The organism is Chryseolinea soli, assembly GCF_003589925.1.
Taxonomy (GTDB): domain Bacteria; phylum Bacteroidota; class Bacteroidia; order Cytophagales; family Cyclobacteriaceae; genus Chryseolinea; species Chryseolinea soli.
This window is the reverse complement of sequence record NZ_CP032382.1, coordinates 5405573-5430112: the sequence shown is the minus strand read 5'-3', so window position 1 is coordinate 5430112 and position 24540 is coordinate 5405573. Positions and strand designations below refer to the sequence as shown.

Genomic DNA, 24540 nt, shown 5'->3' with positions numbered 1-24540 from the left:
TCTAAAAGTAAAGAACAGGAGGTTTATTTCAATAGCCGCCCGTGGATGTTACTGTCTTTTTTTCAGCTGGAACGCCCGCGTCACGTTGAAGCCCAGGTGGATGCCGCCGTCCCAGAAGTTGTCTCGGGTCTCCGTGATGAAGGCGCGCTCGGTAAGCCCGATCGCGTTGGTGAGCAACAACTGGAACACGTGGCCGCCGGTCTCGATGTCGATGCCGAGCGACATGGCGTCGTAGTAGGGCGATCCGCTGATGCGGCTGGCATTGTAGTAATATTCGCCGGTGAGCGCGATGCTTTTGGTGAGCTTGATGCGTCCGCCAAAACCGATGGCAAACTGGTCGTTGCTCTCGATGGATTGCGTGACGTAGTTTTTATGCACTAACGTGGGCATGAGTTGGAAAGAGAAATTCGTCGAGAACTTGCGCGCGATGAGCAACTGGCCGGTGTAGGAAAGACGGTCGACATTTTCAAAACCAGGCGCCACCTCGCTATTATTTTTAGGAGAGAGTTTATAAGCAATGCCACCCAACGCCGTGACGGAGATGGGGAAGTTCCGCTCACCAGACGATTGCCGCAGCAATTTGTATTTCAGATAGCCGTCCATCGTCTTGTCGGTGGAGTTGCGGCCGATGCTGACGGAGAGGCGGTCGGTGATGCCATAGTCCAATCCGAGACGCACATAGGCTTGGTCGAGACCATACATTTCGTAGGCGCCGCCGTTGATGGCGCCGAAGCGGTGGCCGAAAATAAATTCGAGCGTGCCGCCGGCTTTGGTTTCGATGGTGTGGCCGTTGCCAAGGCGCGTGCCTTTGAAGGTGGCGTATACAAATTCCGTTTCTTTCTTGGAATCTTTTTCGAGCTCGCCCAGCAAATCGTTTTGTGCCAGGGCCACGCAAGGGGTGAGCAAAAAGAGTAAAATTATTTTTTTCATGTTGCTTTAATTAAAGAGGTCGATACATGAAGTCTACCGTGACTTCCACTTGTTGCGCGATATTCTGCCACACGATCTGCGGGATCTTGATATCGTAGTCTGCCAGTTTTATAATGAACTTGGATTTCAGCGCCAACCGGTTGTCTACCACTTCGATGGTGCCGGGCACATCGATGTCGTGGGTGACGCCGTGCAGGGTGAGCTTTCCTTTAGCTTTGACCTGCTGCTTGCCGGTGCTGCTGAGATTGAAGCCGGTGATCTGTCCCTGAAAAGATGACTTCGGAAATTTTTCCGTGTCCATATACTTTTCGTTGAAGTGCACCTGCATCAATTTGTTTACGAACTGAAAGTCTTTGATGCTTAACAAATACGCCACCTCGCCGTCGTGTGCATCGAAGATGCTGGTCACTTTCGAGTTGGTGGCCGAGATGTCTTCTACCACGCCATCGGAGAAAAACGAAACGACCGACTTCTCTGCGAAGTAACGTTGCTGCGCCGTTACTTGCCAGGGTATGGCAACGGGGAGCAAAAGCAGGAGTTTTGTCAAAGACTTCATAGGTTAGGTTTTGGTGGAAGGCCAGTAACAGTTTCTTAAAAAATCAGGGAATGCTTCATCCTGCCGAACGCAAGTCGCGAAAGATGTGAAGCAAAAAAAATCAACGGGTGAAGGTCGCTGCACATCCTTGCTGATTAATTATCCTGCGCACCCTGTTCTACCCAACATACAATGAGCCGGATCTGGTCGTCGGTGATGGCGCCGATCTTGGGCATGTGTCCTGCGGCGTTTGCCGGCCGCGTGATGCGGTCTTTCACGTGGAGGGCGTGGCTTTGAAAGTTTTCAAACACGCGCCAGTCCAGCGAAGGGCCGTTGCCTCCGTTGTGGCATCCGCCATCGCCTACAATGGCACAATTCGATTGAATGATCGGGTTGATCTGGGAGGTGAAGCTCACGGTTTCGGCCGACTCGCAACCGTATTCACTTTCGGGGGCGCTGTGGTCAACGCAAGAGGCTACCGAAGCCGTCAACAGCGCGCATGTACAGGCCAACATCAACCTGAGGGGATTTAGGGTTCTCATGCTAAAAGTTAGTTAAAACAATTATAGTAACAATTACCGTAGAAAAGATCCCTGGCAAGACAAAAATAAGGTTCCGGATGCTCCATCTTGCAGGCTCTTCAATTAGGACGGGACGCGAAAACTGCGCGAAGGGTTGGCTGGACCGGCAGAAAAGCTGGGCGGGCATAAACTAAGAATCCCCCGAAAGTCCTGGACCTCCGGGGGATTCTTATTGTCTATAGTTGGCTTTAATCTTGAGTCAAAGGTAATGTGGGGTTGTGAGGCACGCCTACCCGCAATCGGCGACTGGAAAAATAGACAGACGAATGGGGCTATTTCAAGATAAGGGACCCTCCTACGCTACACCTGCCTACGGCGGGCGTAGCTACGGCGGGCGAAGCCAGGGGGTATAAAATAACAATCCCCCGAAATCCTGGACTCCGGGGGATTGTTATTGTCTATAGTTGGCTTTAATCTTAATGTAAAGGTAATACAAGGCGTCGAAATTGCCATCCCAGAAATCGGTCATTGGAGAATATGAGGGTCGAAAGGCCGATTCTGAGGATAAAGCGAAGGTCTATAAATTGAAAATCCCCCAAAGTACTCGACTAAGGGGGATTGTCATGTCTATAGTTGGCTTTAATCTGGCAGCAAGATACAAATTATGATTGTCAAAACAACCGTTTGCATCATAAATTTGTAATAAAATATTAATTTTTCTTTGAAAATACGTTAACGCTATCGTTTGAAACGGAATCTTTCCCCACATACTTTTCTTTGAGCCGCTCTTTCAATTGCGACTTGGATCCGGGGAAAGTCGTTTTCCGGCTTATGTCATAGCTGGCATAGGCCAGCAAGATCACAAACACGATGGCCAGGACTACAAAGATCTTTTTACCACGCGACATCGCCTCAAATATACTCTAATACCTTATCGGCCAGCTTCACGTTGTCGGACAAAAGTTCGTAAAACTGGTCTTTGTTAAATTTCAGGATCACCACTTCCGTTTTGGCAATGATGATGTTGGTGTTTACGAAGTTGGGCAATCCCAACATTTCGCCGATGAACTGGCCGGCCTCAAACTCCGATACTTTTTCGCCGCGCTGGTAGAAGTCGACCGACCCGGAGATCATGACGTAGAAATTGTTGTTGTGCTTTTCGTCCAGGGGCAGGGAGTCTTGCGGACGCATGCGCACTTCCTCACTGATGTCGGCCAGGTAAGACAGCGTGATGCCGGGCACGTTTTCGAAGAAGTTATTTTTCTGAAAAAACAACACCAGCTCGAACCGGGTCTTTTTTCTGGAATGCAGGATGAGCGCATCCAGTTCTTTCTGCATGCCTTCACCGAGGCGTTTTGTGTTTTTCAGATACTCTTCCGGGTTGAGCTTGTAGAGCGCCCAGGCCGACACTTCGCGGATGAGGGTGTCGGGGTTGAAGAGTTGGGCGATGAGGTCGAGCTTAAAGTCTTCGATCCCCAGGATGCCGATCTGGAACAACACACAGGCCTTTGTCCAGCGGTTGGATTGGGCAAAGTCGCGGTTGATCAAAAACTTCAGCACGAGCTTGGAATCGAGCCGCACCCGCGGATAGTAATCTTCCAGGCGCTTGGTGCGCTCGGCGTCGGTGAGGTCGTCGAGGATGGGGATAACGCGCTGCTTCAATTGTTCGGACAAGAATACGTCGAGCAACTCGATGGCGTAGGTGATGCCCTCGGCCGTGCCGCTGTCGATGTTTTCCTTTACCAACTGGATGGAGCGGGTGTCATACAACATCGTAAGCAGCATGTAGATGTGTTCGATGTCGTTCTGGATCTCCCAGCGCAGGGTAGCTTTGATCTGGTCGGAGAAGCCGTCCTCCCCTACCTCTTGCAAAGCACTGAGGTTCCAACTGATGTCGGCAATATCCGACTCGATGGCATATTTGATGCGGGTGATCTGTGAGATACCTGCCTTGAAACCGCACTCGCCGAGCGACAACAGCACTTGCGAGACGATGATCTTGTTCGGGTAGTCGATCTTTCCCCAGAGGATCTCTCGCGCACGCTGCCCCCCGATGCGCCCAATCACCTGGATGATGCGCAACATCATTTGCGTACTCTGGCCGCTTCGGTAAAAACCAGAATCGAGGGCCATGAGTGTCTCGTTACCGATGAGTACCAAGGCGTTCATGGCCTGGTTACTGAACACAGGGTTGCCCAGGTTTTCGATCACGGCGTTGATCACTTCGGAGTTGTTCTTTTTTATCGACGTCTTGATGGCCGTGTTTCTTACTTTGGGCTCCGAGTCGTTCAACAATTCCATCAGGAACGAGGTGCATTCATCCTTTGAAGTGTGCAACAATAACTCGGCGGCGTAGTGACGGTCGTTGGGATTGGCAGAACGGGTTAGTTTTTGGATGCGCGTTTTCGTGATGTCGCCCCCGTTCTCGATGATGAGCTGAAGATCCAGTTTACTGAGAACGTTTTTCACGCTACCGTCGGCTTTCGATTGGTCCATGCGGATCACGTATTGGTCGGACACCGACAGACCCTTGAGCTCGTTTATTTTTTCCTGGGCGTAATAGCGTGCCGCCTCGTCCTCGTTCTTCATGAGGCTGTTGGCCCACACGGGCACCTGCGCGGCGTTGATCTTTTCCAGCAGCTTGTAGGAGAAAACTGCTTTGCCGGAATAGGGAACATTCAGCATGTTCTCCAGCCGCGTGGTGATCTGGGCATATCCTTTCTCCAACTTCTCCTGGGCCTCCTCCTTGCTCTCCAGTTTCAGGTGGATCTTGTTGCGATATCCGCGATACAAATTGTTTACTACGATAAAATAAACACCCGACAACACGATGAGGAAAATGGAGATGTGGATGACGTTGAAGACGGGGATGAACGCCAACACGAAGATCAACAGACCCGCGACGAAACGCGCACTTTCGTTCACCAGGCCTTCCACTTTTGCCTGGATGTTGAACCTCAGCCGGTTGTCGAGGGGGATAAAAAAGAGCTTGAACACGGGGTTCTCCATCGAGTCGCGCAGCGTCCAGTTGAACAAGCGACTCAGCGACACGAACAGGAAGAAGTAGATGAACCCGGTGGGCGAAATGGTCTTGTCAAACCCAAAGACCGTTCCCATGGTGACGGAACCCACGGAGAAAATGATCATCACAATGGGAAGCACGAACAATGAAATACGCAATCCATAATTACTGATGATCCGCTGGTTCACGAACGTCTGCAAGATCAAGCTGATGCCATACACCGCACCGATGAAAAAGGAGTTGAAGTTTGTGAGGTCGCGTTCATTAGGGTATTGTTCTGTTACCAGCGTTTGAAAACTATACTGGCTCAACACGAACATGACCATGGACACCAACAGGAAAACGGAGAGCAACACGATGTATTGATCCGAAAATATTTTTCCCAGCGAGGTCTCGCGCCGGACGGTGACCCCAAACTCGCGTGGATCGTTTTTGGAGATGGGAAAAACGGATGCGATCACAAACATGAGTACCGATACGACGGCGATGCTGATGGCGCAAAGCAACAGGTAATTCGAAGTGTCCCGCACCAACTCGCTGGTGAACGGTATGAGAAACAGCGTGGCGAGAATGGCGGCGATGAGTTGCCCCGTATCGATCCACCCGATGATGCGCTTGGACTGCCGGAAGTTGAACAGGCGTCCGAAGATGCCCCAGAAGCTGAGCAGCAGGATGGCGGTGTTGGGGCCCGACATACAATACAACGCAAAAATGAACCGGTCTTTTAATGCAGGGTCACCAAAGTGGATCAGCCAATAAGCGCTGAGGGTGAATATGCAGATCAACCCGACGCTCCACAGGGCCAGCGTGGTGAACTTGATCCAACTCTGGAAGAAAGAAAAGAGGGCTGTCGTGACGATGCCCAGGGCGCCGGCCACCAGGAAGGCCTTGTCCAGTTGGTCGCCCATGCGGTTGAGGAAGAGCGAGTCGACCGTTACCTGGTAGGTGGCGATGAACATGCCCATGAAAAAGCCGGTGGCGAGCATGAGCATGATCTGCTTCTGCTCTTGCGTCTGTATCTGAAGGGCTCCGACGAAACGATTTGCCATAGTATAGAACCAAATATAAAAAGAAAAACCGGCTTGCGGCCGGTTTCCCTATAGTGATGTAAGAAAGTTCTATTTCTTTTTCGTCGCGGTGCTGTCGGGTGCGCCGGTCTTTTCTTGTTTGTATTCGGCATTCAATCCGTCGATCACGTCCTTGGAAATGTCGAGGCTCTGGCCGGCATACAGCACGTCGCTGGTGGGGTCGAATTTCAATACCACCTGGTAGCCCTTTTCATCGCCGATCTTTTTCAAGTACACGGTGATGCGGTCATAGAGGGCCTTGTTCAACTTGGCTTCTTCTTCCATCATGGCCTGGCTGAGGCTCTGCTGATACATTTGAAGGTTTTGTTGTTTTTTGCCGAGATCTTCTTCGGTGGCTTTCACCTGGCCCAGGGTCATGCTGGACACGTTGCGTTGGTAGGCAGCGATCTCGTTTTGAAGGCTGATAGCGCGGTTGCGGTAATCCTGCTCCGCTCTCTTGGTCTTATCTTCCAACAACTGGCGGTTCACTTCCAGGTAGTCATAGTGCTTTAAAACACTGTCGGAATTGATATAAGCTATTTTCAAATCGCCGGCGGGCACACTGGAGGATGATGCGGCGGCGGGTTTCCCGGAGGAAAAATGTAAATAAAACAAAACACCCACTGCCACCAGCAGCACGACGTTTAAAATAAGCGACAGATTCTTCATTTAGGATTTTAAGTTTCAGGGCGCAAATATGTGGAGAAATAAAAGCTTTGGCAAGGGGAATCAGGAGCCAGGAGCCAGAATCAAGGGGCCAGGAGTTGGGAATTGGTATTCGGGAGCCAGTATTCAGGAGCTGGGAGGCGGTATTCAGTAGCCCGTAGTCAAATAATTCAACGGCCGGAAGCTGAGCAGCGGTCTCTAGAGTTTTGCATGCTGGGCCGGCATTCGATGGTCAGCATTCAGGAGCTCAACCTCCTAAGAATCTGGCTCCTGATTTACTCCGCTTCCTGGTCCTGCGTCTGAAAAGTATACAACGTCTCATCCAGCCGCACGCTGTCCTCATTGTATTCCTTGATGAATTTCTCAATCACTTTGGGGGTGATCGTTTCAACATGCAGGCCCACGTCCAGGCTGACGCCAAATTCGGCGTGGGGGTCGGTGTCGATGTGTTCTTTTACTTTGATGGCTTCTTCTTCTTCGAGTTCCAGGATCACTTCGGCCATGAAGAGACCGATCTCTTCTTCGAGGGGATCGAGGGCTTCGAGGTTGCCGTTTTCGTCTTCGTCGTAAGTGATTTTTTTATAGGCAGGGAAGTGTTGCGCGGCGCGGTGCTCGGCGATCTCATACATCTCGCTCTCGTGCTGTAGCCGTAGCGTGTAGATCACGGTGTCATAGATCACGTCGCGTCCTTCGAACTTGCCCACGAAATAGAAGTGCGCATATTCGTCGGAGTTCTCGTCCTCTTCGTCCAGCAGATAGTTCTTTCCCGCAGCAGTCATTTTTGCTTTGTAGTCTGCAATGTACTGCGGATCGAAGCCGTCGTTCTCTACCAATGGATTGTTTGTTAAGGGCATAAGTGTCTCTTAGCTTTTGAATATAAACAATAAAAGTGAATTTTGTTCTTTCTATCTGTTCAAATTGGGGGAATCTTTCGGTGGTTGAAAGATCATTTGAACCACTCGGCATACATGGGATAGTTCCGGGCCGTGCGCTGGATCACGGCCTTCATTTCTTCGCTCGTATCCTTGATTCTTTTGGCGGGCATGCCGGCATAGGTGCTGCCGGGTTCGACCTGGGTGCCGGGCAAGATCACGGCGCCGGCGGCAATGACCGCATTTGATCCAATGACGGCGTCGTCCATGATGATGGCGCCCATGCCCACGAGCACGTCGTCGTGGATGGTGCAGCCGTGAACGATGGCGTTATGCGCGATGGAAACGTTGCTGCCGATGACTGTCTTTGCTTTCTGATAGGTGCAATGGATGATGGCCCCGTCCTGGATATTAGTGTTGTTGCCAATGGTGATGGAATGCACATCGCCCCGCACGACGGCATTGAACCACACAGTACAATTGTCGCCCATCACCACCTCTCCTACCACCGTAGCGTTATCCGCCAGGAAACAATTGTTGCCGAATTGGGGGGTGTTCCCTCTAACGGTTTTGATGAGCGCCATACGTCGTTGAAATTTGGAGCGAAGCTACAATGCGGATGACGGTAAAAACAAGTCGGGGCAGAAAACTTATCAGGAGCCAGGAGCCAGAATCCAGGAGCCAGAATTTGGGAGGCGGAATTCAGTAGCCAGCAGTCAGTAGCCAGTAGCTAAATCCGGAAATCGGCAATCAGTCGCCAGTCGTCGGGGTGGCCCGGAGTCACTCGGGCCAACCTTTTTTAACCGATCGGTGTTTTTCACCACCAAACCCCTCAGATTTAACCTGACAAGATGTCACGAGGACGGTAAAATGTATTATTTTTGCGCTTCGAAACAGGCTGAAATGGATAATCTGATAAGTGAACTTGAGATTTTAAAGGAGCAGGACGGCGAAGCTTGTGAAACGGTGCATGTTTCCAAGGATTCGTCCACGGGCAACAGCCGGAAATTATACATCGAAAGCTACGGTTGCCAGATGAATTTCTCCGACAGCGAGATCGTGGCCTCCATTCTCCAAAAAAACGGTTTTGACACTACCTCCGATATCAATGAGGCCGATGTGATCTTTCTGAACACGTGCTCCATCCGCGAAAAGGCCGAAACTACCGTGCGTCACCGCCTGATGCACATCAATGGTCTGAAAAAGCACAAACCCGAGATGTTGGTGGGCGTGTTGGGCTGTATGGCCGAGCGCCTGAAATCCAAGCTTTTGGAGGAGGAGAAGATCGTCGACCTGGTGGCGGGTCCCGATGCCTATCGCGACCTCCCCAACCTCATTTCGCAAGTTGACGATGGCGCCCGGGCCGTGAACACCTTCCTGTCGCGCGAGGAGACCTATGCCGACATCAGCCCGGTTCGATTGAACTCCAACGGCGTAACAGCCTTCATCTCCATCATGCGGGGATGCGACAATATGTGCTCGTTTTGCGTTGTACCGTTTACCCGCGGCCGGGAACGGAGCCGCGACCCCCATTCTGTCGTAGCCGAAGCACGACAATTGTTTGAGAATGGCTATCGCGAAGTGACCCTGCTGGGCCAGAATGTGGACTCCTACAAATGGAGTGCAGCAGAAAATAACAAGGCCCGCCTGGAAAAGAACCAGGTGTCGGAAGTGACCACCTTTGCCGAATTACTGGAGCAAGTGGCCCTGGTGCACCCCGACCTGCGCGTTCGGTTTGCCACGTCGCACCCCAAAGACATCACCGACGACGTGCTGCACACCATGGCACGCCACGAGAACATCTGCAAATGCATCCATTTGCCCCTGCAAAGCGGAAACAGCCGCATCCTGGAGCTGATGGACCGGGGCTACACCCGGGAGTGGTACATGTCTAAGGTCCAGAAGATCAGGGAGATACTTGGAGAAGATTGCGCCATTACCTCCGACATGATCGCCGGCTTTTGTTCCGAGACCGAAGAAGAGCACCAGGACACCCTCACCCTGATGGACCTGGTGAAGTATGACTATGCTTACATGTTCTTTTACTCGGAAAGGCCAGGAACGGTGGCCGCGAAAAAATATAAAGATGACATTTCCGACTCTACCAAGAAGACACGATTGGAAGAGATCATAAAAAAACAACGCGAACATTCATTGATCCGTAACCAAACCGATGTGGGCAAGGTTCATAAGGTTCTGGCAGAAGGATTTTCCAGGCGCTCTGCCGACTTTCTGCAGGGAAGGAACTCAGCAAACAAAGTGATTGTGTTTCCGAAAGAGCACTATCAGAAGGGGCAGTATGTTAACGTTTTAGTGGAAGATTGTACAGGGGGTACGTTGGTTGGAAAAGCCGTGTGACCCGTTGGCCATCTTTAATTCTTTTCCTGCGGCCGTTTTCGAAGTAGACCCTCAAATTAAAAACACTGATAAGGATCAGTGACGATGAAACAACATGGCCATAACAGATTCAGAAATACAAAGTGTGAAGCAACGGTTTGGCATCATCGGCAACTCGCCGTTGTTGAACAATGCCGTGAGCGTAGCCTTACAAGTTGCCCCGACGGACATGTCGGTGCTCATTACCGGTGAGAGTGGAAGTGGGAAGGAGTCATTCTCCAAGATCATTCACCACCTGAGCGCGCGCCGTCACGGGCAATTCATTGCCATCAACTGCGGATCCATCCCGCAAGGCACCATCGACTCAGAACTATTCGGACACGAGAAGGGCTCGTTCACCGGCGCCCACGAAGCCCGCAAGGGATACTTCGAAGTGTCGAACGGTGGAACCATCTTTTTGGATGAGATCGGCGAAATGCCGCTGGGCACACAAGCACGTTTGCTGCGCGTCCTGGAGAATGGAGAATTTATAAAAGTAGGTTCGTCGAAAGTGCAGAAGACGGACGTGCGCGTGGTAGCGGCCACGAACGTGAACCTGATGCACAATGTGGAGGAAGGAAAATTCAGGGAAGACCTGTATTACCGGCTTAGCACGGTACCCATATACGTTCCGCCCCTGCGCGAACGCGGCCGGGATATCGAACTCCTCTTCCGGAAATTTGCTTCCGACTTTGCCGATAAATACAAAGTGAAACCCATTACGCTCACCGACGAAGCGAAGGAACTGCTGCTGCAATACCGGTTCCCCGGAAACATCCGTCAGCTCAAAAATCTCGTGGAGCAGATCTCTGTTTTGTCGAGCGAGAACAAGGAAATCTCGGCCGATTCGTTGCAACGGTATCTTCCCAAAGCGAACACCTTGCCGGCGCTCTATAAGACCACCGGTGGAGAAAAAGAAAACCTCTCCGAGCGCGACATCCTCTACAAGGTTCTCTTCGACATGAAGAAGGATTTCAACGACCTGAAGAAACTGGTGCTCGACACGCTGCCCAGCCAGGCGAAGGCCGCTCAACTGGTGAAAGATCATCCCGAACTGTTCGAGGGCATCCACCACGCGGAGGAGATCCATCATCCTATCGCCTCCGACCACGTGGTCTTGAATCTGAATCCGTCATCCAACGATCAGGGGAATGGACATCTGGAGGACGTGCACGATATTACGCACGAAACGGAAGATGACTCGCTGTCGATCGAGAAGAAGGAGAAGGAACTTATTCTGCGGGCGCTCCGGAAAAACAACAACAAACGCAAATATGCGGCACGCGATTTGGGCATATCCGAACGCACTTTGTATCGAAAAATTAAACAATACGATCTTGAAGACTAACGGCGTGATCCCTGGAATGAAGCAATGGTTGTATTCCCTTTTGCCGGCAGCCGCCATCCTGCTCCTCTTTAACGGGTGCGGCGTGTCCGTGAATTACTCCATGACCGGAACTTCCACGCCGGCAAAGACCATCTCCATTTCCGAATTCTATAACAACACCGACCTCGGCCCCGCCAACCTTGGGCAGACCTTTACGAACCAGCTTAAAACTTATTTTATACAAAATTCAAGCATCGCCGTGGTGGCCGAAGAAGGCGAGCTTCAAATGGAGGGCGAGATCACCGATTTTAGGGTCACCCCCATTGCGCCGGTGGCCACCAGCGACCCGAACCAGATCAACCAGGCCTCCTCTACCCGCCTGACCATCACGGTGAAAGCCACCTATGTGAACACGCTCGACGACTCGTTTAGCTTTAAGGATAAGACCTTTTCGTTCTATAAAGACTTCCCCAACGACCAGAACCTCACGGACGTCCAGGAGCAATACAGCAAGGCCATTTTTGACCGGATCATCAACGACCTTTTCAACGCATCGGTGGCCAATTGGTAAATTTTACTATTTTTACCTTAAGGCAATCCAACTGTGGAAAAAGAAACCTTCATAAAATTACTGGAACGCTACCCTGAAAGCACGGCTGAAGAGGCCCAGGCAGTGATCATGCTAAAGGAAGCTTTCCCCTACAGTCAGGTGCTCCACACCCTGTCGGCCCGGCTCAGCAAAGAGCAGGGATTCAGCACCCAGACCCAGGAATTGCAGCTGGCAGCCGTTTATGCGGCCGACCGCGGTATTTTGAAGGAAGTGATGCAGGCCGATCAATTGTCGGTGGTAAAATCAGCCAGGCTTTCGTCGGCCATTAGCAGCGCCGCTGCGGTGATGACCGACCCCGTAACGCCGCAGGATGATTTGGACCCCGATTCGCTGGCCGATGAGGTGATGCACGACCTGGAGAAGCTCCATGAGTTGAAGCAAAACTTTGAGGCCCTGTTCATTGAAGGCAAAGCCAAGACAGCCCCGGCAGAGGAAAAGCCAAAGCCCGCTAAAACAGAAACGCCTCTTCCCGTCTCGTTTCACCGCGACCTTTCCAAATCGAAAAAGGAACGGATCGTCGAACTCGCAAAAGCCCTGGAAGAGCCTCCCAAGACCAAGAAAGAACGTATTATCGAACTGGCCAAGGCCCTGGAAGCCCAGCGCCAGCAACCGAACCCACCCGCGGTTGAACCGCGGCCGCCCGTAAAGAAAAAAAGAGATAACCCCGGCGAAGACATCATCGAGGAGATCGCCAGCACGAAGGAAACGATCGAGCCCGAGAGCGAAAAGCAAAAGGAGCAGTTGGAAATGATCGATCAGTTCATCAAAACACAACCCTCCATCAGCAATGCCAAGGACAAGCCTTCGAACATCGCGTCGGGCGACCTTAGCACCATAAAAACCGGGGAATTCAGCGACAACATCGTGTCGGAAACATTGGTGGATATCCTGCTTAAACAAGGTAAAAAAGACAAGGCCATCGAGGTTTTGAAGAAGCTGATTTGGAAGTTTCCACAAAAAAAGGCTTACTTTGCGGCTCAAATTGAGGAATTAAAAAATTAGCCATGTACACGCTTGTTATCTCTCTGATCATTCTTTTTGCTGTTCTGTTGGTGTTGGTGATCCTGGCCCAAAATTCCAAGGGTGGTGGCTTGACCAGCCAGTTTGGCGGCTCTACGGCCAGCAACATTATCGGCGTGAAAAAAACCGGCGATCTTTTGGAGAAACTCACATGGTCGTTCATCATCGGCATCATGCTGCTTTCCCTGGCGACTAACTTTATCACGCCTTCGGCAGGCGGCGGCTCGTCCAACGATCTTTTGGATCGCGCAGGCCAGCAAGCTCCGGCTCCTTCAACGCCCAGCCTGAACCTGGATTCGACCAGCGCGGGTGCTCCGGCTGCGTCCGATTCTTCCAAATAGGATTTACAACCCCATTTATATCAAAAAAGGCTGCCCAAAAGCAGCCTTTTTATTTTGCCATCAGCGAAGCAGATCAAGCCGCTTCTGAAATGTGTTTCACGAACAACCTCTTGGCCACGGGCATCAGGGTTTCGGAGAAGGGGAATTTCATGCGGGCCAGGATGAGGTAGGCCGCGGGATTAGGCAGGTCTCTGAATCTGCGGATCAGGTCGAGTTTGAGCCGCTCATAGGTATTGGCAGCACTTTTCTCCACCCGGTCGATAAATTGCGTGTTGAGGCTTCTTAATTGTTCCTGGCTGCCTTCGAAAATGCTCATTTGATAGCGGTAGATGTGCGTTTCCTTTTCCGGTGGCTGGGTCACGAACAAATAGCCTTCCTTGGCATAGAGTGGCGTGACACCCACGGGCGAGATCTCGCATTGCGATTCCACATATTCATAGATCACAGAGCCTTCCTGCAGCGAGTCGCGGATCTGGGGCAGCGCAAAGTTGATGATGGATTCCAGCTCTACCATGATGGCGTCGTCTTCGATGATCTCGCGGTAGCGCAACTCCAGTTTTTTCAATTCCTCGACGGAGAGCTCTTTAGGAAACGATTCGCGGAAAAGAGTCTTGTTCTCCTTGAGGGCCACCAGGTTGCGATAGTGAAAGACAAGGTCGGCCAGGAATGGGTAAAGTTCTACTTTCCCGAAAGAGTTTTTCACGGTCTGGAGATAGGCCATCAGCACATATTTCTTGTACTCGAAGTCGATCAATCCCTGGGTGAGCCAGTCTTTCGATAGTTTTTCCATATTAGCGGAGCTTCAGTACTACCAATTTAGCGATTCCGCAAATGGGTCACAACTTAAAAAAAGCAGCATTCGGGGAGGAAAGGCACCTTCGTGCGATGGGCCCGGAAGGCGCCCAAAAGGACGGTGGCCCTGGGTCGGCCAAAGCTATGCCGAGCAAGCCTGCCGTCGCTAAAGCTATGGCGGGGCGAGCCTGCCAACCTGGCTATTTCCAACGATTGACTGACAGTCCCCCCGTCGAAATACCCTGTAAAACCTGACAGTATGTAAAAAAATTAGTCGTAATTCGCGTCACTTTTCGCCTTGGCACGGTAGGTGATAGGCGGAAACAGTCAAATTTGTTAACCTTTTAAACCATTAGAGATATGGCAAAAATCAACTTCAAACCAAATGAGGACAGGGTACTTGTTGAACCCGCTGAAGCTGAAACCAAAACCGCATCAGGCATCATCATTCCTGACACAGCAAAAGAAAAACCCCAGAAGGGCGTCATCGTCGCCGTTGGCGAAGGCCTGAAAGACAAACCTGTTACGGTAAAGGTGGGAGACAACGTGTTGTATGGTAAATACGCCGGCACGGAAATCAACATCGATGGCAAGGAGTACCTTATCATGAGAAACTCTGACATTTTCGGAATCATCTAATCGAATCAACCCAAAAAATTACAATTATGGCTAAAGAAATAACCTTTGATACCAACGCGAGAGACAAGATCAAGAAAGGTGTTGACAAGCTTGCAGATGCAGTGAAAGTGACGCTGGGCCCTAAGGGACGCAACGTTATTCTTGATAAAAAATTCGGCGCTCCCACGGTGACCAAGGACGGTGTATCCGTAGCAAAGGAAATCGAATTGAAAGACGCTATCGAAAACATGGGTGCACAACTCGTGAAAGAAGTAGCTTCCAAGACCGCTGACGCCGCCGGCGACGGTACGACAACGGCAACCGTATTGGCACAATCCATCTACGCCCACGGCATCAAGAACGTGGCCGCTGGTGCCAACCCGATGGACCTGAAACGCGGTATCGACAAAGCCGTTGATGCTGTGGTTCAAAACCTCATCAAACAATCCAAGAAAATCAAAGATTCCAGCGAGATCGCGCAAGTGGCTACCATCTCTTCCAACAGCGATGAGACCATCGGCAAGATGATCGCGGATGCTATGGATAAAGTTGGCAAAGACGGTGTGATCACTGTTGAAGAAGCCAAAGGAACTGAAACCGAAGTGAAGACCGTAGAAGGTATGCAATTCGACAGAGGCTATCTTTCCGCTTACTTCGTGACCAACACTGAGAAAATGGAAGCTGACCTCGATCAGCCTTACATCCTCATCTACGACAAGAAGATCAGCAGCATGAAAGAATTGCTTCCTGTATTGGAGCAATCCGCACAAACCGGCAAGCCTTTGGTGATCATCGCCGAAGAAGTTGACGGCGAAGCGCTCGCTACCCTGGTAGTGAACAAGATCCGTGGCGCCCTTCGCGTAGCGGCTGTGAAAGCTCCCGGCTTTGGCGACAGAAGAAAAGCCATGCTGGAAGACATCGCCGTATTGACCGGTGGAAAAGTGATCTCCGAAGAACAAGGCTTCAAGCTGGAAAACGCTACGTTGGACATGCTGGGCCGCGCTGAAAAAGTGAACATCGACAAAGACAACACGACGATCGTGAACGGCGCTGGCAAGAAACCTGAGATCCAAGCCCGCATCGCGCAAATCAAAGCACAAATCGATACCACTACTTCTGACTACGACAAGGAAAAACTCCAGGAACGTCTGGCGAAACTTTCCGGTGGTGTGGCCATCCTCTACGTGGGTGCCGCTACTGAAGTGGAAATGAAAGAGAAGAAAGACCGCGTTGACGATGCATTGCACGCCACACGCGCCGCTGTACAAGAAGGCATCGTCCCTGGTGGTGGTGTAGCGTATATCCGCGCTATCGAAGCCCTGAAAAACGTCGCTGACCTTGGCCTGAGCAATGAAGATCAAGCTACCGGTGTGAACATCGTTCGCCTGGCGCTGGAATCTCCTTTGAGAACTATTGCTGAGAACGCTGGACAAGAAGGTTCTGTGATCGTGAACAAAGTTCGCGATGGCAAGAAAGACTTCGGTTACAACGCCCGCGACAACAAGTTCGAGAACTTCTTCGAAGCCGGTATCATCGACCCTACGAAAGTGACCCGTCTGGCCCTGGAGAACGCTGCTTCTATCGCAGGTCTCTTGTTGACTACGGAAGCTGTGGTGTCGGATATCCCCGAAGAAAACCCTGCACCTGCTATGCCTCACGGCGGCGGTGGAATGGGCGGCATGATGTAATCCATTCTCCAAGGCTCCCCACCAACGGGAGCACGAAGAGTCTCTATAAAAAAGGCTTCGTCTACGGGCGAGGCCTTTTTTTTATTTACCCGCCGAATCCGCCTGGGCGGAGAAGGCGGGTGCCCCGAATCCGCAAGGCGAGAAGGCGCGATCGCGACAGTCCCGGATACAGGTAATATGATTTTTTGCTATTTTGGGGTTCAACTCCATGTCTATGCTGCTTCACAAGACCTTTAGCGACTTTATTCTTTTCCTTTATGTCCACATGTCGCATGCCGACGACAGCTATGATCCCAACGAGCTGGCGGCCATCAAAACCAAAATGAAAAGTCTGTTCCCGGAAGGTACCGACATCGAACGGAAACTGTACGCCGCCCTGCGCGAGTACAACGCGTTGGATCGTTCGTCCCTGGGCGGGGTGATCGAAACATCGTTCCGCCATTTTAGCGGTGATCCTGGGGCTACGGTGAGCAACGATATGTATGCCGATCTTTATGAGATCGTGCAGGCCGATGGCAAAGTTGACCAGTCGGAAACCAAAGCGCTGGAAGCCTTGAAAAAAGTGATCGATCATCACGCGGCCAAAAGTCTTCTATGAGGGCCTGCCTGCTCTTTCAGGGATTTCTCCTCTTTTGTTTTCTCGCCTGCGAGAAACCCGCCAACCTTGGCGACGGCTCTGCAGACGCCGGGAGACTGCCCATAGCCCTGGCCGTTTCGCTCCACGACAGTCTTCCGCAAAAGGCCATGACGGCCCTCGGGTTGTCGGATGTGACGGGCGTCAAAGTCCAATATATCGATGGCCGTTCGGCCAGTTATTTCGTCTATCCAGCCAGTCGGCAAGTCGCTTTGAACACGATTGCAGGGCTTCCTTTTTCGAAGCACGCCAAGATCGCCGATACGCTGTGCCGTCCCGTTGCGACCGCTGCCTTGCAATACGAATATGCCCATCTCTCCTCCGTCGAATCGCAGTACGCTGATTTCTTTTGGCAAGCGCTTAACCATAACGTTGAGGCATACGAATGCATCAAGGCGCCCTGGAAACATACGCTCCTCGTCAGCAAGACTTCGGGGCAGGTGCTGCATCGTATCGAATTACTTTCCATGCTTTGATTGGCCTGCATTCGATTGCTGATCTTCCTCTTGATCCATTTTTTACGTCGAAAAAAGTTACCTATTTAAAAATATTTTAGCGACTGCAAATTCGTTGCAGTGATGCGCGCTATACTTGGGTAGTCATAACGTTCATAAATGGACCTGAGGGCTGCCATCTGCCGTGGATGAGGTAAAGTCGGCAGTGGCAGCTCGCCAGGTCTTTCCTTTACAAAGACCAATCCCCACAACCCCCAAGGCTGATCCAAAAACGGGTCAGCCTTTTTATTACCTTTACTTTTTAATTCTCCTAAACCCATGATCAATTTTCGCAAGCTCCCTATCATCATTGTACTGTTGACCTTCGCTGCCTGCCCGGTGATCGGCCAGGGCAACATCCATCAGCAATCGAAGGAATATGAATGGCCTACCGACTCGCTGGTAAAAAAGAAACTCGAAGCCTGGCGCGACCTCAAGTTCGGCGTCATCATTCACTGGGGGCTCTATGCCGTGCCGGGCATCATTGAGTCGTGGGGACTGTGTTCGGAGCCGTGGATAAACCGCGACAGCACCATGACGTACGATGGCTTTAAGACATGGTATTGGGGGATGAAGGATAAATTCAATCCCCGTCAATTCAACCCCGATCAATGGGCTACAGCAGCTAAGGCGGCAGGAATGCGCTACCTGGTCTTCACCACCAAACACCACGACGGCTTTTGCATGTTCGACACGCACCAGACGGACTTCAAAATAACGGCCGGGCCATTTGCCGATCATCCCAAGGCCAACGTGGCCAAGGAAGTGTTTGATGCTTTCCGGAAACAAAATTTCATGATCGGTGCCTATTTCTCCAAGCCGGACTGGCACACGGAATATTACTGGTGGCCCCGCTATGCCACTCCTGATCGCAACAACAATTACGACATCCGCACCAATCCCTGGCGTTGGAACAAATTCAAGTCCTACACCAAAGCACAGATCGGCGAGCTGATGACCGACTACAACAAGATCGACATCCTGTGGCTTGACGGCGGCTGGGTGAGACCGCTTGAGACCGTGAACGATGAAGTACGCGCGTGGGGTGCCGCCATCCCCGCCTGGAGCCAGGACATCGATATGCCCGCCATTGCAACGATGGCCCGCGAGAAACAACCCGGCCTGCTCATCGTAGATCGCACGGTGCATGGCCCTTATGAAAATTATCAGACCCCGGAACAAAGCATTCCTGCCAACCGCCAGGAGACCCCGTGGGAAAGCTGCATTACCTTGGGAGGTGCCTGGGGCTTTGTGCCGAACGACCAATACAAATCGGCAGCGACGGTGGTCCACAACCTGATTGAAGTGGTGGCGAAAGGCGGCAGCCTGTTGCTGGGCGTTGGCCCGCGACCGGATGGAACGATCGGTGACTCGGAAGTTCAACGTTTGAAAGAGATCGGCGACTGGCTGAAGGTGAATGGTGAGGGGATCTATGGCACCCGCAGTGTCGAGCATTTCCGCGATGGCGATACGTTTTTTACACGGGGCAAGGACGGCACCATGTATGCGCTGATCTGTTTTAAAACCCCTCCTGCCTCCCCTACAACCATTTCCTGGAAAGGCCATCAACCAAAAAAAGGAACCAAGCTGAAAGTAATCAGCACGGGGCGTAGCTTATCCTGGACGAAAACCACGGACGGCGTTTCGTTGACGTTGCCCGCTGTGAAAGATCCCAACGGATATTATCCTGCTGCTGTGCTTTCCTTTAAAGAATAGCGGTCAGCCTTAAAACTAAAATTGCTATCCTGGAAGGCCTTCGTTGTAGAAGCTTCCAGGATAGCAATTTTTTTATAATGCCGTTGTGCTATTTCTTCGTGGCGAGGCGATATAACATCACCATCATGGCTACAAAGAACACTGTGCCCATGAGCATATAGCCACCATGACCCAGGATTCCGACCAGGTCGTGTTCCAGGCTCATGACGCCAATGTTCGGCACCAATACGGCGAGGATGGCCACGATCACGCCGGTGAGTGCACCGCCTGCAATAAGCCCCGTAGCGAACAAGCTTCCTTTCCCCAGTTCATCGTCTTCTTTCTTTTCACCTTTGCGTTCGGCACGCCAGTCGACATAGCCCTTCAGAGCGCCACCGGCAAAGATGGGCAACGTGGTGGATAGAGGTAAGTATAACCCGATGGCAAACGCCAAGGCTTTGATGCCGCACAATTCCATCGTGACGGAAATGAACACGCCCACCATCACAAACTGCCAATCGAGATTGAACGATAAGATGCCTTTTGCGAGTGTAGCCATTAGCGTGGCTTGGGGAGCCGGATAGGTATCGCTGCCGATCGCGTGCGTTAATCCTTGCGCGAGCATCGCCGGTGTGGGTGTATCCAGGATCTTCACCACCAAACCGATGGCGACGGACGAAACAATGGCCCCGATGAACAAAGCGAGCTGTTGATATTTCGGTGTAGCGCCTACGATATAACCCGTTTTCAAATCCTGTGATGTTCCACCGGCGTTGGCAGCCGCGATGCAGATCATGCCGCCCACGACCAGGGCCAACGGCTCATAGAATTTACCGGACCAACCCACACTTGTGAATATAAGACAGGTACCCATCAGTGTGGCGATGGTCATGCCCGAAATAGGATTATTGCTGGTGCCCACCAATCCAACGATACGGCTGGACACAGTCACGAAGAAAAAGCCGAAGACGATGACCAGGATGCCGATCAGAAATTTCTGAACAAAGTTGTCGCCGGGAATAATGGGCAGGAAGGTGGTGAGCAATACCAATGCAATACTGCCGATGATCACCACCTTGAACGACAGGTCACGGTCCGTACGCAGGATGCTGCTTTCGCCGCCCTTGTCTTTCATTGAACCGATGCTTTCACGGAAGGAGCTGACAATGGTGGGAATGGTTTTGACCAGCGTGATGAACCCACCGGAAGCCACTGCGCCGGCTCCGATCTGGCGGATATAGGCACGATAGATCGCGTCGGCATAATTGGCAAAGGTGTGGGTTTGCGGGTCCCAGGCCCCTACTCCACCGGCGGTGTTGATGTTCGCCAGATAGCCGAGCTTTACCAACTGCAGGGCTATGGTATCCGGAGATACCAATGTGGCCAGCAACGGGATCATGGCCCACCATGCCAAAACAGAGCCTGCCACCAGGATACCCGAAATGCGGGGTCCGATGATGTAGCCAACGCCAAGGTATTCGGGCGTGATCTCACCGCGCGTGGCGGCCGAGGGCCAGTATTTGTTGGCCTGTGTTGTGATGTATGTAGGCAGCTCGGAAATGACGTGAAATACTTTTTGCATCAACGCATACACCATCGCTACGGCCATGCCATAGAACGCCGTTTGCGCGAATACGCCACCCTTCTCACCAGCCTGCAACACCGAAGCGCAAGCCGTTCCTTCCGGGTAGGGCAATACCCCGTGTTCTTTTACGATGAGCGAACGCCGAAGTGGGATCATCATGAGTGTACCCAACATACCACCAAAGGCGGCCAGGATAAGAATGATGAGGTAATTGAAATAGGCATCGCCCACGCTATTCCCGTCGGGTCCCGGTGAGAGAAACAAAAAGCCGGGCAATGTGAACACCACGCCCGCAGCAATGGACTCCCCTGCCGAACCCGTGGTTTGAATGATATTGTTTTCGAGAATAGTTGTCTTTAAAAATTTCCGCCCCAGCGTGATGGCGATCACGGCGATGGGTATGGAGGCCGTTACCGTGAGACCGGCTTTCAGGGCCAGGTACACCGTGGACGATCCAAAGAGAATGCCGAAGAGCGAGCCGAACACCACCGACTTAATGGTGAACTCGGCCACGTTGGCTTCGGGAGGTACATAAGGTTTGAACGATTTATTTTCTTCCATGGGAAGTTTAGGTTAATGAGTCGGTGTCAGGATTCCTGGGGCTTGGGCGCCAGGTACAAATTGTAGAGGATCATCAACGTGGTTGATGTGAAGCCAATGCCGGCGACGATGTACCACATCAATGCGGGATTCGTATCCAGGTAGTTCAAGCGCAGCCAATCGGAAACGGCTCCTGCTGAAAATGATCCTATGGCTACAGGCAGGAAGGCAAAGCCCATGTAGGTGCCGGTTTGTCCCCTAGGCGCAAGGTTGCTCACGTATTCATAAAAGCGTGGTGCTTGTGTGGCTTCTCCCAGGGCGTATAGCGCGATGCCGGCTACCGTAGCCCACACGGTGGGAACAGTGCCGATCAATATCCAGGCGAAGCTGGCGAAGATAAAACCGAGCGTCATGGCGGTGATTGGCTTCCATTCTTTTACGAGCGCAGCCATCGGTACCGTTAGGAGAATGATGCCTGCCGCGTCTACGGTTTCGAACCATTCGAACGCCTTAAAGTCCAACACTGTGCGTGCATAAAAAGGGATGAGATAGAAAATCTGCCAGAACATGATCCAGATCCCGGAAAAGATGACCAGGAAGATCATGAATCTGAAGTTGGCAAAGACCAACAGCATGTCCGCAAATACTTTACCCAAGGTGCGCTTCTCCACTACTTCGTTGCTGTGATCCACAGGCTCGCGATAAAAAAACCAGGCGCCAAGAAAAAGCAAGAATGAAGTGAACGACGACATGATCAATACATATTCAATGCCCCAATCTTCCCGAACATACAAGGCAACGATAGGCCCAATGGCGCCGCCGATATTCGCCATGGTATAATAAACAGAAAAACCCAACGCTTTCGCCTCGGGTTTTGTGGTTTTCGCAACGGTGCCGACAATACACGGCTTGATGAGCGAGCCGCCAACGGCCGTGAGGATCAACACCGATAGCGCGTAGGCTTTTTTGCCGACGACGTTCACGATGGATTCTCCGTACTGCATGCCGGCCAGGCCGATGAGAAAGTATCCAATACAAAAAATAAAGAAGCAAGCCATCAGGGTTTTCTTGAACCCATAGCGATCTACCAATACGCCGGCAACAATGGGGAGCGAAAAAATGAGACCGGAGAAGATACCTGCCAAGGTTCCCGCCTCTTCGTTCAGGCCGACTCGTTCAGCAAGAAAAACGACGAGCACGGCTTTGGCACCATAAAAAGCCATGCGTTCGAAAAGTTCGAGGGTGTTTGCGATCCAGAAGTTGGAGGAAAAGCCGGTACGGATCTCGTGAAGTCGTTGTGAAAACGCCATTAATTGCGGTTAGGTTTTTGGTAAAAATTCCAATCAAAATTTTGCAAAAGGGGCCTTTTAAAAAATCTTTTTAAGTGGCACGCCTCTTCCTCCAAATCGGGTGTCAAAGTAGGCCGATAAATCCATTTTCGCAAGTATCCCTGAAGGCGGGCAAATGTAACAAAATTACTAATGCAAACGATTGAAATGGTATAAAATTGAGGTATCTTTGAGCAACTCATTAACCCATTTATCATGCAAGAACTCGGAATAAAACCGGCCGATGCCTCGGTCGAAGACCTCGGCATTGAGGAGGGGAAGGCGCACTGGAATTTACCTCCCGAACAACTCGCCGCCCGTGCGCTGAACGAAGGCCAGGTTGCTCTCGCCAGCAACGGCGCCGTCACTGTAAACACCGGTGAATTTACCGGCAGGTCCCCCAAAGACAAGTTCACCGTCAAAGACGAACTGACCACCGACGCGGTGTGGTGGAACAACTTCAACATCCCTTTCTCGCCAGCCAATTTCGACCGGCTCTACGCCAAGATGATCTCCTACTTCAATGGCAAGGAGTTTTATGTGCGCGATGTTTATGCGTGCGCCGATCCGCGCTATCGCATGAACCTGCGGGTGATCACCGAATACGCGTGGTCTAATCTGTTTGTCCATAATATGTTTCTGCGGCCCTGGGAACGCGAGCTGAAGACGTTCTCCGCCGAATGGCACGTCCTGAATGCGCCCGGCTTCCATGCCGATCCCGCCACCGACGGCACGCGCCAGCACAACTTTTCTATCATCGACTTCAAACGCAAGATCATCCTCATTGGCGGCTCCGGCTACACGGGCGAGATCAAGAAGGGTGTGTTCACCGCGTTGAACTTTATTCTTCCCCATCAGAAAAATGTGTTGTCCATGCACTGCTCTGCCAACACTGGCAAGAGCGGCGACACCGCTATTTTCTTTGGGCTGTCGGGCACGGGCAAGACCACGTTGTCGGCCGACCCCGATCGCAAACTCATCGGCGACGACGAGCATGGCTGGACGCCGGATAACGTGATCTTCAATTTCGAAGGTGGCTGTTATGCCAAGACCATCGACCTGGACGAAGAACGCGAACCGGAGATCTTCCACGCCATTCGCCCCGGTGCGCTGCTGGAAAACATTTGCTTCAAGCCGGGTACCACCGACGTGGATTATACGAACTGCTCGAAGACCGAAAACACCCGCGTGAGTTATCCCATCCATCACATCCCTAATATCGCAATGCCCTCGTTGGGGCTGAACCCGAAGAACATTTTCTTCCTTACCTGCGATGCCTACGGTGTGCTCCCCCCTATTTCAAAGCTCACCCCAGGCCAGGCCGCGTTCCACTTCATCTCCGGGTACACCGCTAAGGTGGCGGGAACCGAAGAAGGTGTGACCGAACCTACCATGACGTTCTCGGCCTGCTTTGGTGCGCCGTTTATGCCCCTGCACCCCACAGTGTATGCCGGCATGTTGAGCACCAAGATGCAGGAAGCCGGTGTAACGGTGTGGCTGGTGAATACCGGTTGGTCCGGTGGTGCCTATGGCGTTGGCAAGCGCATGAGCTTGAAAGTCACCCGCGCCCTCATCACGGCCGCGCTGAATGGCGCGTTGCATACGGTCGACTATAAAACGCACGATGTCTTTGGCGTAGCCTTCCCGGTAAGTTGCCCGCAGGTCCCTTCCGAGCTCCTGGATCCGCGCAATACCTGGACCGATAAGGACGCCTACGACCAAAAGGCAAATTACCTGGCCGAATCGTTCCTGAAAAATTTCGAAAAGTTTTCATCTTCCGCTTCGGAAGAGATCCTCATGGGCGCGCCACAGATCAAGGTGCACGCATAATTTTTCTTACCGATGGCTGTAGTTGGAGAGCCGCCCTTTGGGGCGGCTT

At 51.8% G+C, this 24540-nt stretch carries 23 protein-coding genes; 11 read left to right on the top strand and 12 right to left on the bottom strand.

What is annotated here, in order from left to right; translation table 11 throughout:
- Positions 1 to 48: 48 nt before the first annotated feature.
- From D4L85_RS23010 to D4L85_RS22975, 8 genes are all read right to left on the bottom strand, one after another.
- Complete coding sequence (locus tag D4L85_RS23010) at positions 49 to 930, bottom strand: DUF5777 family beta-barrel protein (protein ID WP_119756514.1); 882 nt, start codon at positions 928 to 930, stop codon at positions 49 to 51.
- 10 nt (positions 931 to 940) lie between these two features.
- Positions 941 to 1486 carry a YceI family protein gene (locus D4L85_RS23005; RefSeq protein WP_119756513.1) on the bottom strand — a complete coding sequence of 182 codons (546 nt, stop codon included), beginning with the start codon at positions 1484 to 1486 and terminating at the stop codon, positions 941 to 943.
- Between the two features lie 134 nt (positions 1487 to 1620).
- Entirely contained in the window at positions 1621 to 2007 is a 387-nt protein-coding gene (locus D4L85_RS23000) for a hypothetical protein (RefSeq protein WP_160143934.1), read from the bottom strand.
- Positions 2008 to 2696: 689 nt separating this feature from the next.
- Positions 2697 to 2894, bottom strand: a complete 198-nt coding sequence (locus tag D4L85_RS22995) for a hypothetical protein (protein WP_119756511.1) — start codon at positions 2892 to 2894, stop codon at positions 2697 to 2699.
- 4 nt (positions 2895 to 2898) lie between these two features.
- Entirely contained in the window at positions 2899 to 6057 is a 3159-nt protein-coding gene (locus D4L85_RS22990; protein ID WP_119756510.1) for a HEAT repeat domain-containing protein, read from the bottom strand.
- Between the two features lie 69 nt (positions 6058 to 6126).
- The gene (locus D4L85_RS22985) at positions 6127 to 6744 is read right to left on the bottom strand and encodes an OmpH/Skp family outer membrane protein (protein WP_119756509.1); all 618 of its coding nucleotides are present in this window, start codon (positions 6742 to 6744) and stop codon (positions 6127 to 6129) included.
- Positions 6745 to 7016: 272 nt separating this feature from the next.
- Positions 7017 to 7595: a hypothetical protein gene (locus tag D4L85_RS22980; protein ID WP_119756508.1), complete on the bottom strand. Its 579-nt coding sequence runs from the start codon at positions 7593 to 7595 to the stop codon at positions 7017 to 7019.
- A gap of 92 nt (positions 7596 to 7687) precedes the next feature.
- A complete protein-coding gene (locus D4L85_RS22975; RefSeq protein WP_119756507.1) occupies positions 7688 to 8197 on the bottom strand; it encodes a gamma carbonic anhydrase family protein in 510 nt (169 codons plus the stop codon).
- A 319-nt stretch (positions 8198 to 8516) separates the two neighbouring features.
- On the opposite strand from D4L85_RS22975, the gene miaB reads away from it, so the two are divergent.
- From miaB to secG, 5 genes are all read left to right on the top strand, one after another.
- The gene (gene miaB, locus D4L85_RS22970; RefSeq protein WP_119756506.1) at positions 8517 to 9971 is read left to right on the top strand and encodes a tRNA (N6-isopentenyl adenosine(37)-C2)-methylthiotransferase MiaB; all 1455 of its coding nucleotides are present in this window, start codon (positions 8517 to 8519) and stop codon (positions 9969 to 9971) included.
- A 94-nt stretch (positions 9972 to 10065) separates the two neighbouring features.
- Positions 10066 to 11337 carry a sigma-54 interaction domain-containing protein gene (locus tag D4L85_RS22965; RefSeq protein WP_119756505.1) on the top strand — a complete coding sequence of 424 codons (1272 nt, stop codon included), beginning with the start codon at positions 10066 to 10068 and terminating at the stop codon, positions 11335 to 11337.
- A complete protein-coding gene (locus D4L85_RS22960; RefSeq protein ID WP_228450587.1) occupies positions 11327 to 11887 on the top strand; it encodes an LptE family protein in 561 nt (186 codons plus the stop codon). Before D4L85_RS22965 ends, D4L85_RS22960 begins: the two co-directional genes overlap by 11 nt.
- 33 nt (positions 11888 to 11920) lie before the next feature.
- Positions 11921 to 12928, top strand: a complete 1008-nt coding sequence (locus D4L85_RS22955; protein ID WP_119756503.1) for a tetratricopeptide repeat protein — start codon at positions 11921 to 11923, stop codon at positions 12926 to 12928.
- Between the two features lie 2 nt (positions 12929 to 12930).
- Positions 12931 to 13287: a preprotein translocase subunit SecG gene (secG, locus tag D4L85_RS22950; protein ID WP_119756502.1), complete on the top strand. Its 357-nt coding sequence runs from the start codon at positions 12931 to 12933 to the stop codon at positions 13285 to 13287.
- Positions 13288 to 13360: 73 nt separating this feature from the next.
- Here the strand turns inward: secG and D4L85_RS22945 are convergent, their stop codons facing one another.
- On the bottom strand, positions 13361 to 14077 hold the full coding sequence (locus D4L85_RS22945) for a hypothetical protein (protein WP_119756501.1): 717 nt from the start codon (positions 14075 to 14077) through the stop codon (positions 13361 to 13363).
- A 362-nt stretch (positions 14078 to 14439) separates the two neighbouring features.
- Between D4L85_RS22945 and D4L85_RS22935 the strand changes: the two genes are divergently transcribed.
- The 4 genes from D4L85_RS22935 (at position 14440) to D4L85_RS22920 (ending at position 17495) form a co-directional block, all read left to right on the top strand.
- On the top strand, positions 14440 to 14718 hold the full coding sequence (locus D4L85_RS22935; RefSeq protein ID WP_079686059.1) for a co-chaperone GroES: 279 nt from the start codon (positions 14440 to 14442) through the stop codon (positions 14716 to 14718).
- 26 nt (positions 14719 to 14744) lie between these two features.
- Complete coding sequence (gene groL / locus D4L85_RS22930) at positions 14745 to 16385, top strand: chaperonin GroEL (protein WP_119756499.1); 1641 nt, start codon at positions 14745 to 14747, stop codon at positions 16383 to 16385.
- Between the two features lie 214 nt (positions 16386 to 16599).
- Positions 16600 to 16983, top strand: coding sequence for a tellurite resistance TerB family protein (locus D4L85_RS22925; RefSeq protein WP_160143933.1), 384 nt, complete (start codon positions 16600 to 16602; stop codon positions 16981 to 16983).
- A complete protein-coding gene (locus D4L85_RS22920; RefSeq protein ID WP_119756497.1) occupies positions 16980 to 17495 on the top strand; it encodes a hypothetical protein in 516 nt (171 codons plus the stop codon). The genes D4L85_RS22925 and D4L85_RS22920 overlap by 4 nt, the downstream gene beginning before the upstream one ends.
- Positions 17496 to 17560: 65 nt before the next feature.
- On the opposite strand, the gene D4L85_RS22915 is transcribed toward D4L85_RS22920, so the two are convergent.
- Positions 17561 to 17794 carry a hypothetical protein gene (locus D4L85_RS22915; RefSeq protein WP_119756496.1) on the bottom strand — a complete coding sequence of 78 codons (234 nt, stop codon included), beginning with the start codon at positions 17792 to 17794 and terminating at the stop codon, positions 17561 to 17563.
- Here D4L85_RS22915 and D4L85_RS22910 point away from each other — a divergent pair.
- Complete coding sequence (locus D4L85_RS22910) at positions 17793 to 19229, top strand: alpha-L-fucosidase (RefSeq protein ID WP_119756495.1); 1437 nt, start codon at positions 17793 to 17795, stop codon at positions 19227 to 19229. The genes D4L85_RS22915 and D4L85_RS22910 overlap by 2 nt on opposite strands.
- A gap of 88 nt (positions 19230 to 19317) precedes the next feature.
- On the opposite strand, the gene D4L85_RS22905 is transcribed toward D4L85_RS22910, so the two are convergent.
- Together D4L85_RS22905 and D4L85_RS22900 are read right to left on the bottom strand one after the other, a co-directional pair.
- Complete coding sequence (locus D4L85_RS22905) at positions 19318 to 21354, bottom strand: OPT family oligopeptide transporter (RefSeq protein ID WP_119756494.1); 2037 nt, start codon at positions 21352 to 21354, stop codon at positions 19318 to 19320.
- Positions 21355 to 21380: 26 nt separating this feature from the next.
- Entirely contained in the window at positions 21381 to 22643 is a 1263-nt protein-coding gene (locus tag D4L85_RS22900) for an MFS transporter (RefSeq protein ID WP_119756493.1), read from the bottom strand.
- 234 nt (positions 22644 to 22877) lie between these two features.
- Between D4L85_RS22900 and pckA the strand changes: the two genes are divergently transcribed.
- The gene (gene pckA / locus D4L85_RS22895; RefSeq protein WP_119756492.1) at positions 22878 to 24491 is read left to right on the top strand and encodes a phosphoenolpyruvate carboxykinase (ATP); all 1614 of its coding nucleotides are present in this window, start codon (positions 22878 to 22880) and stop codon (positions 24489 to 24491) included.
- Positions 24492 to 24540: the final 49 nt, after the last annotated feature.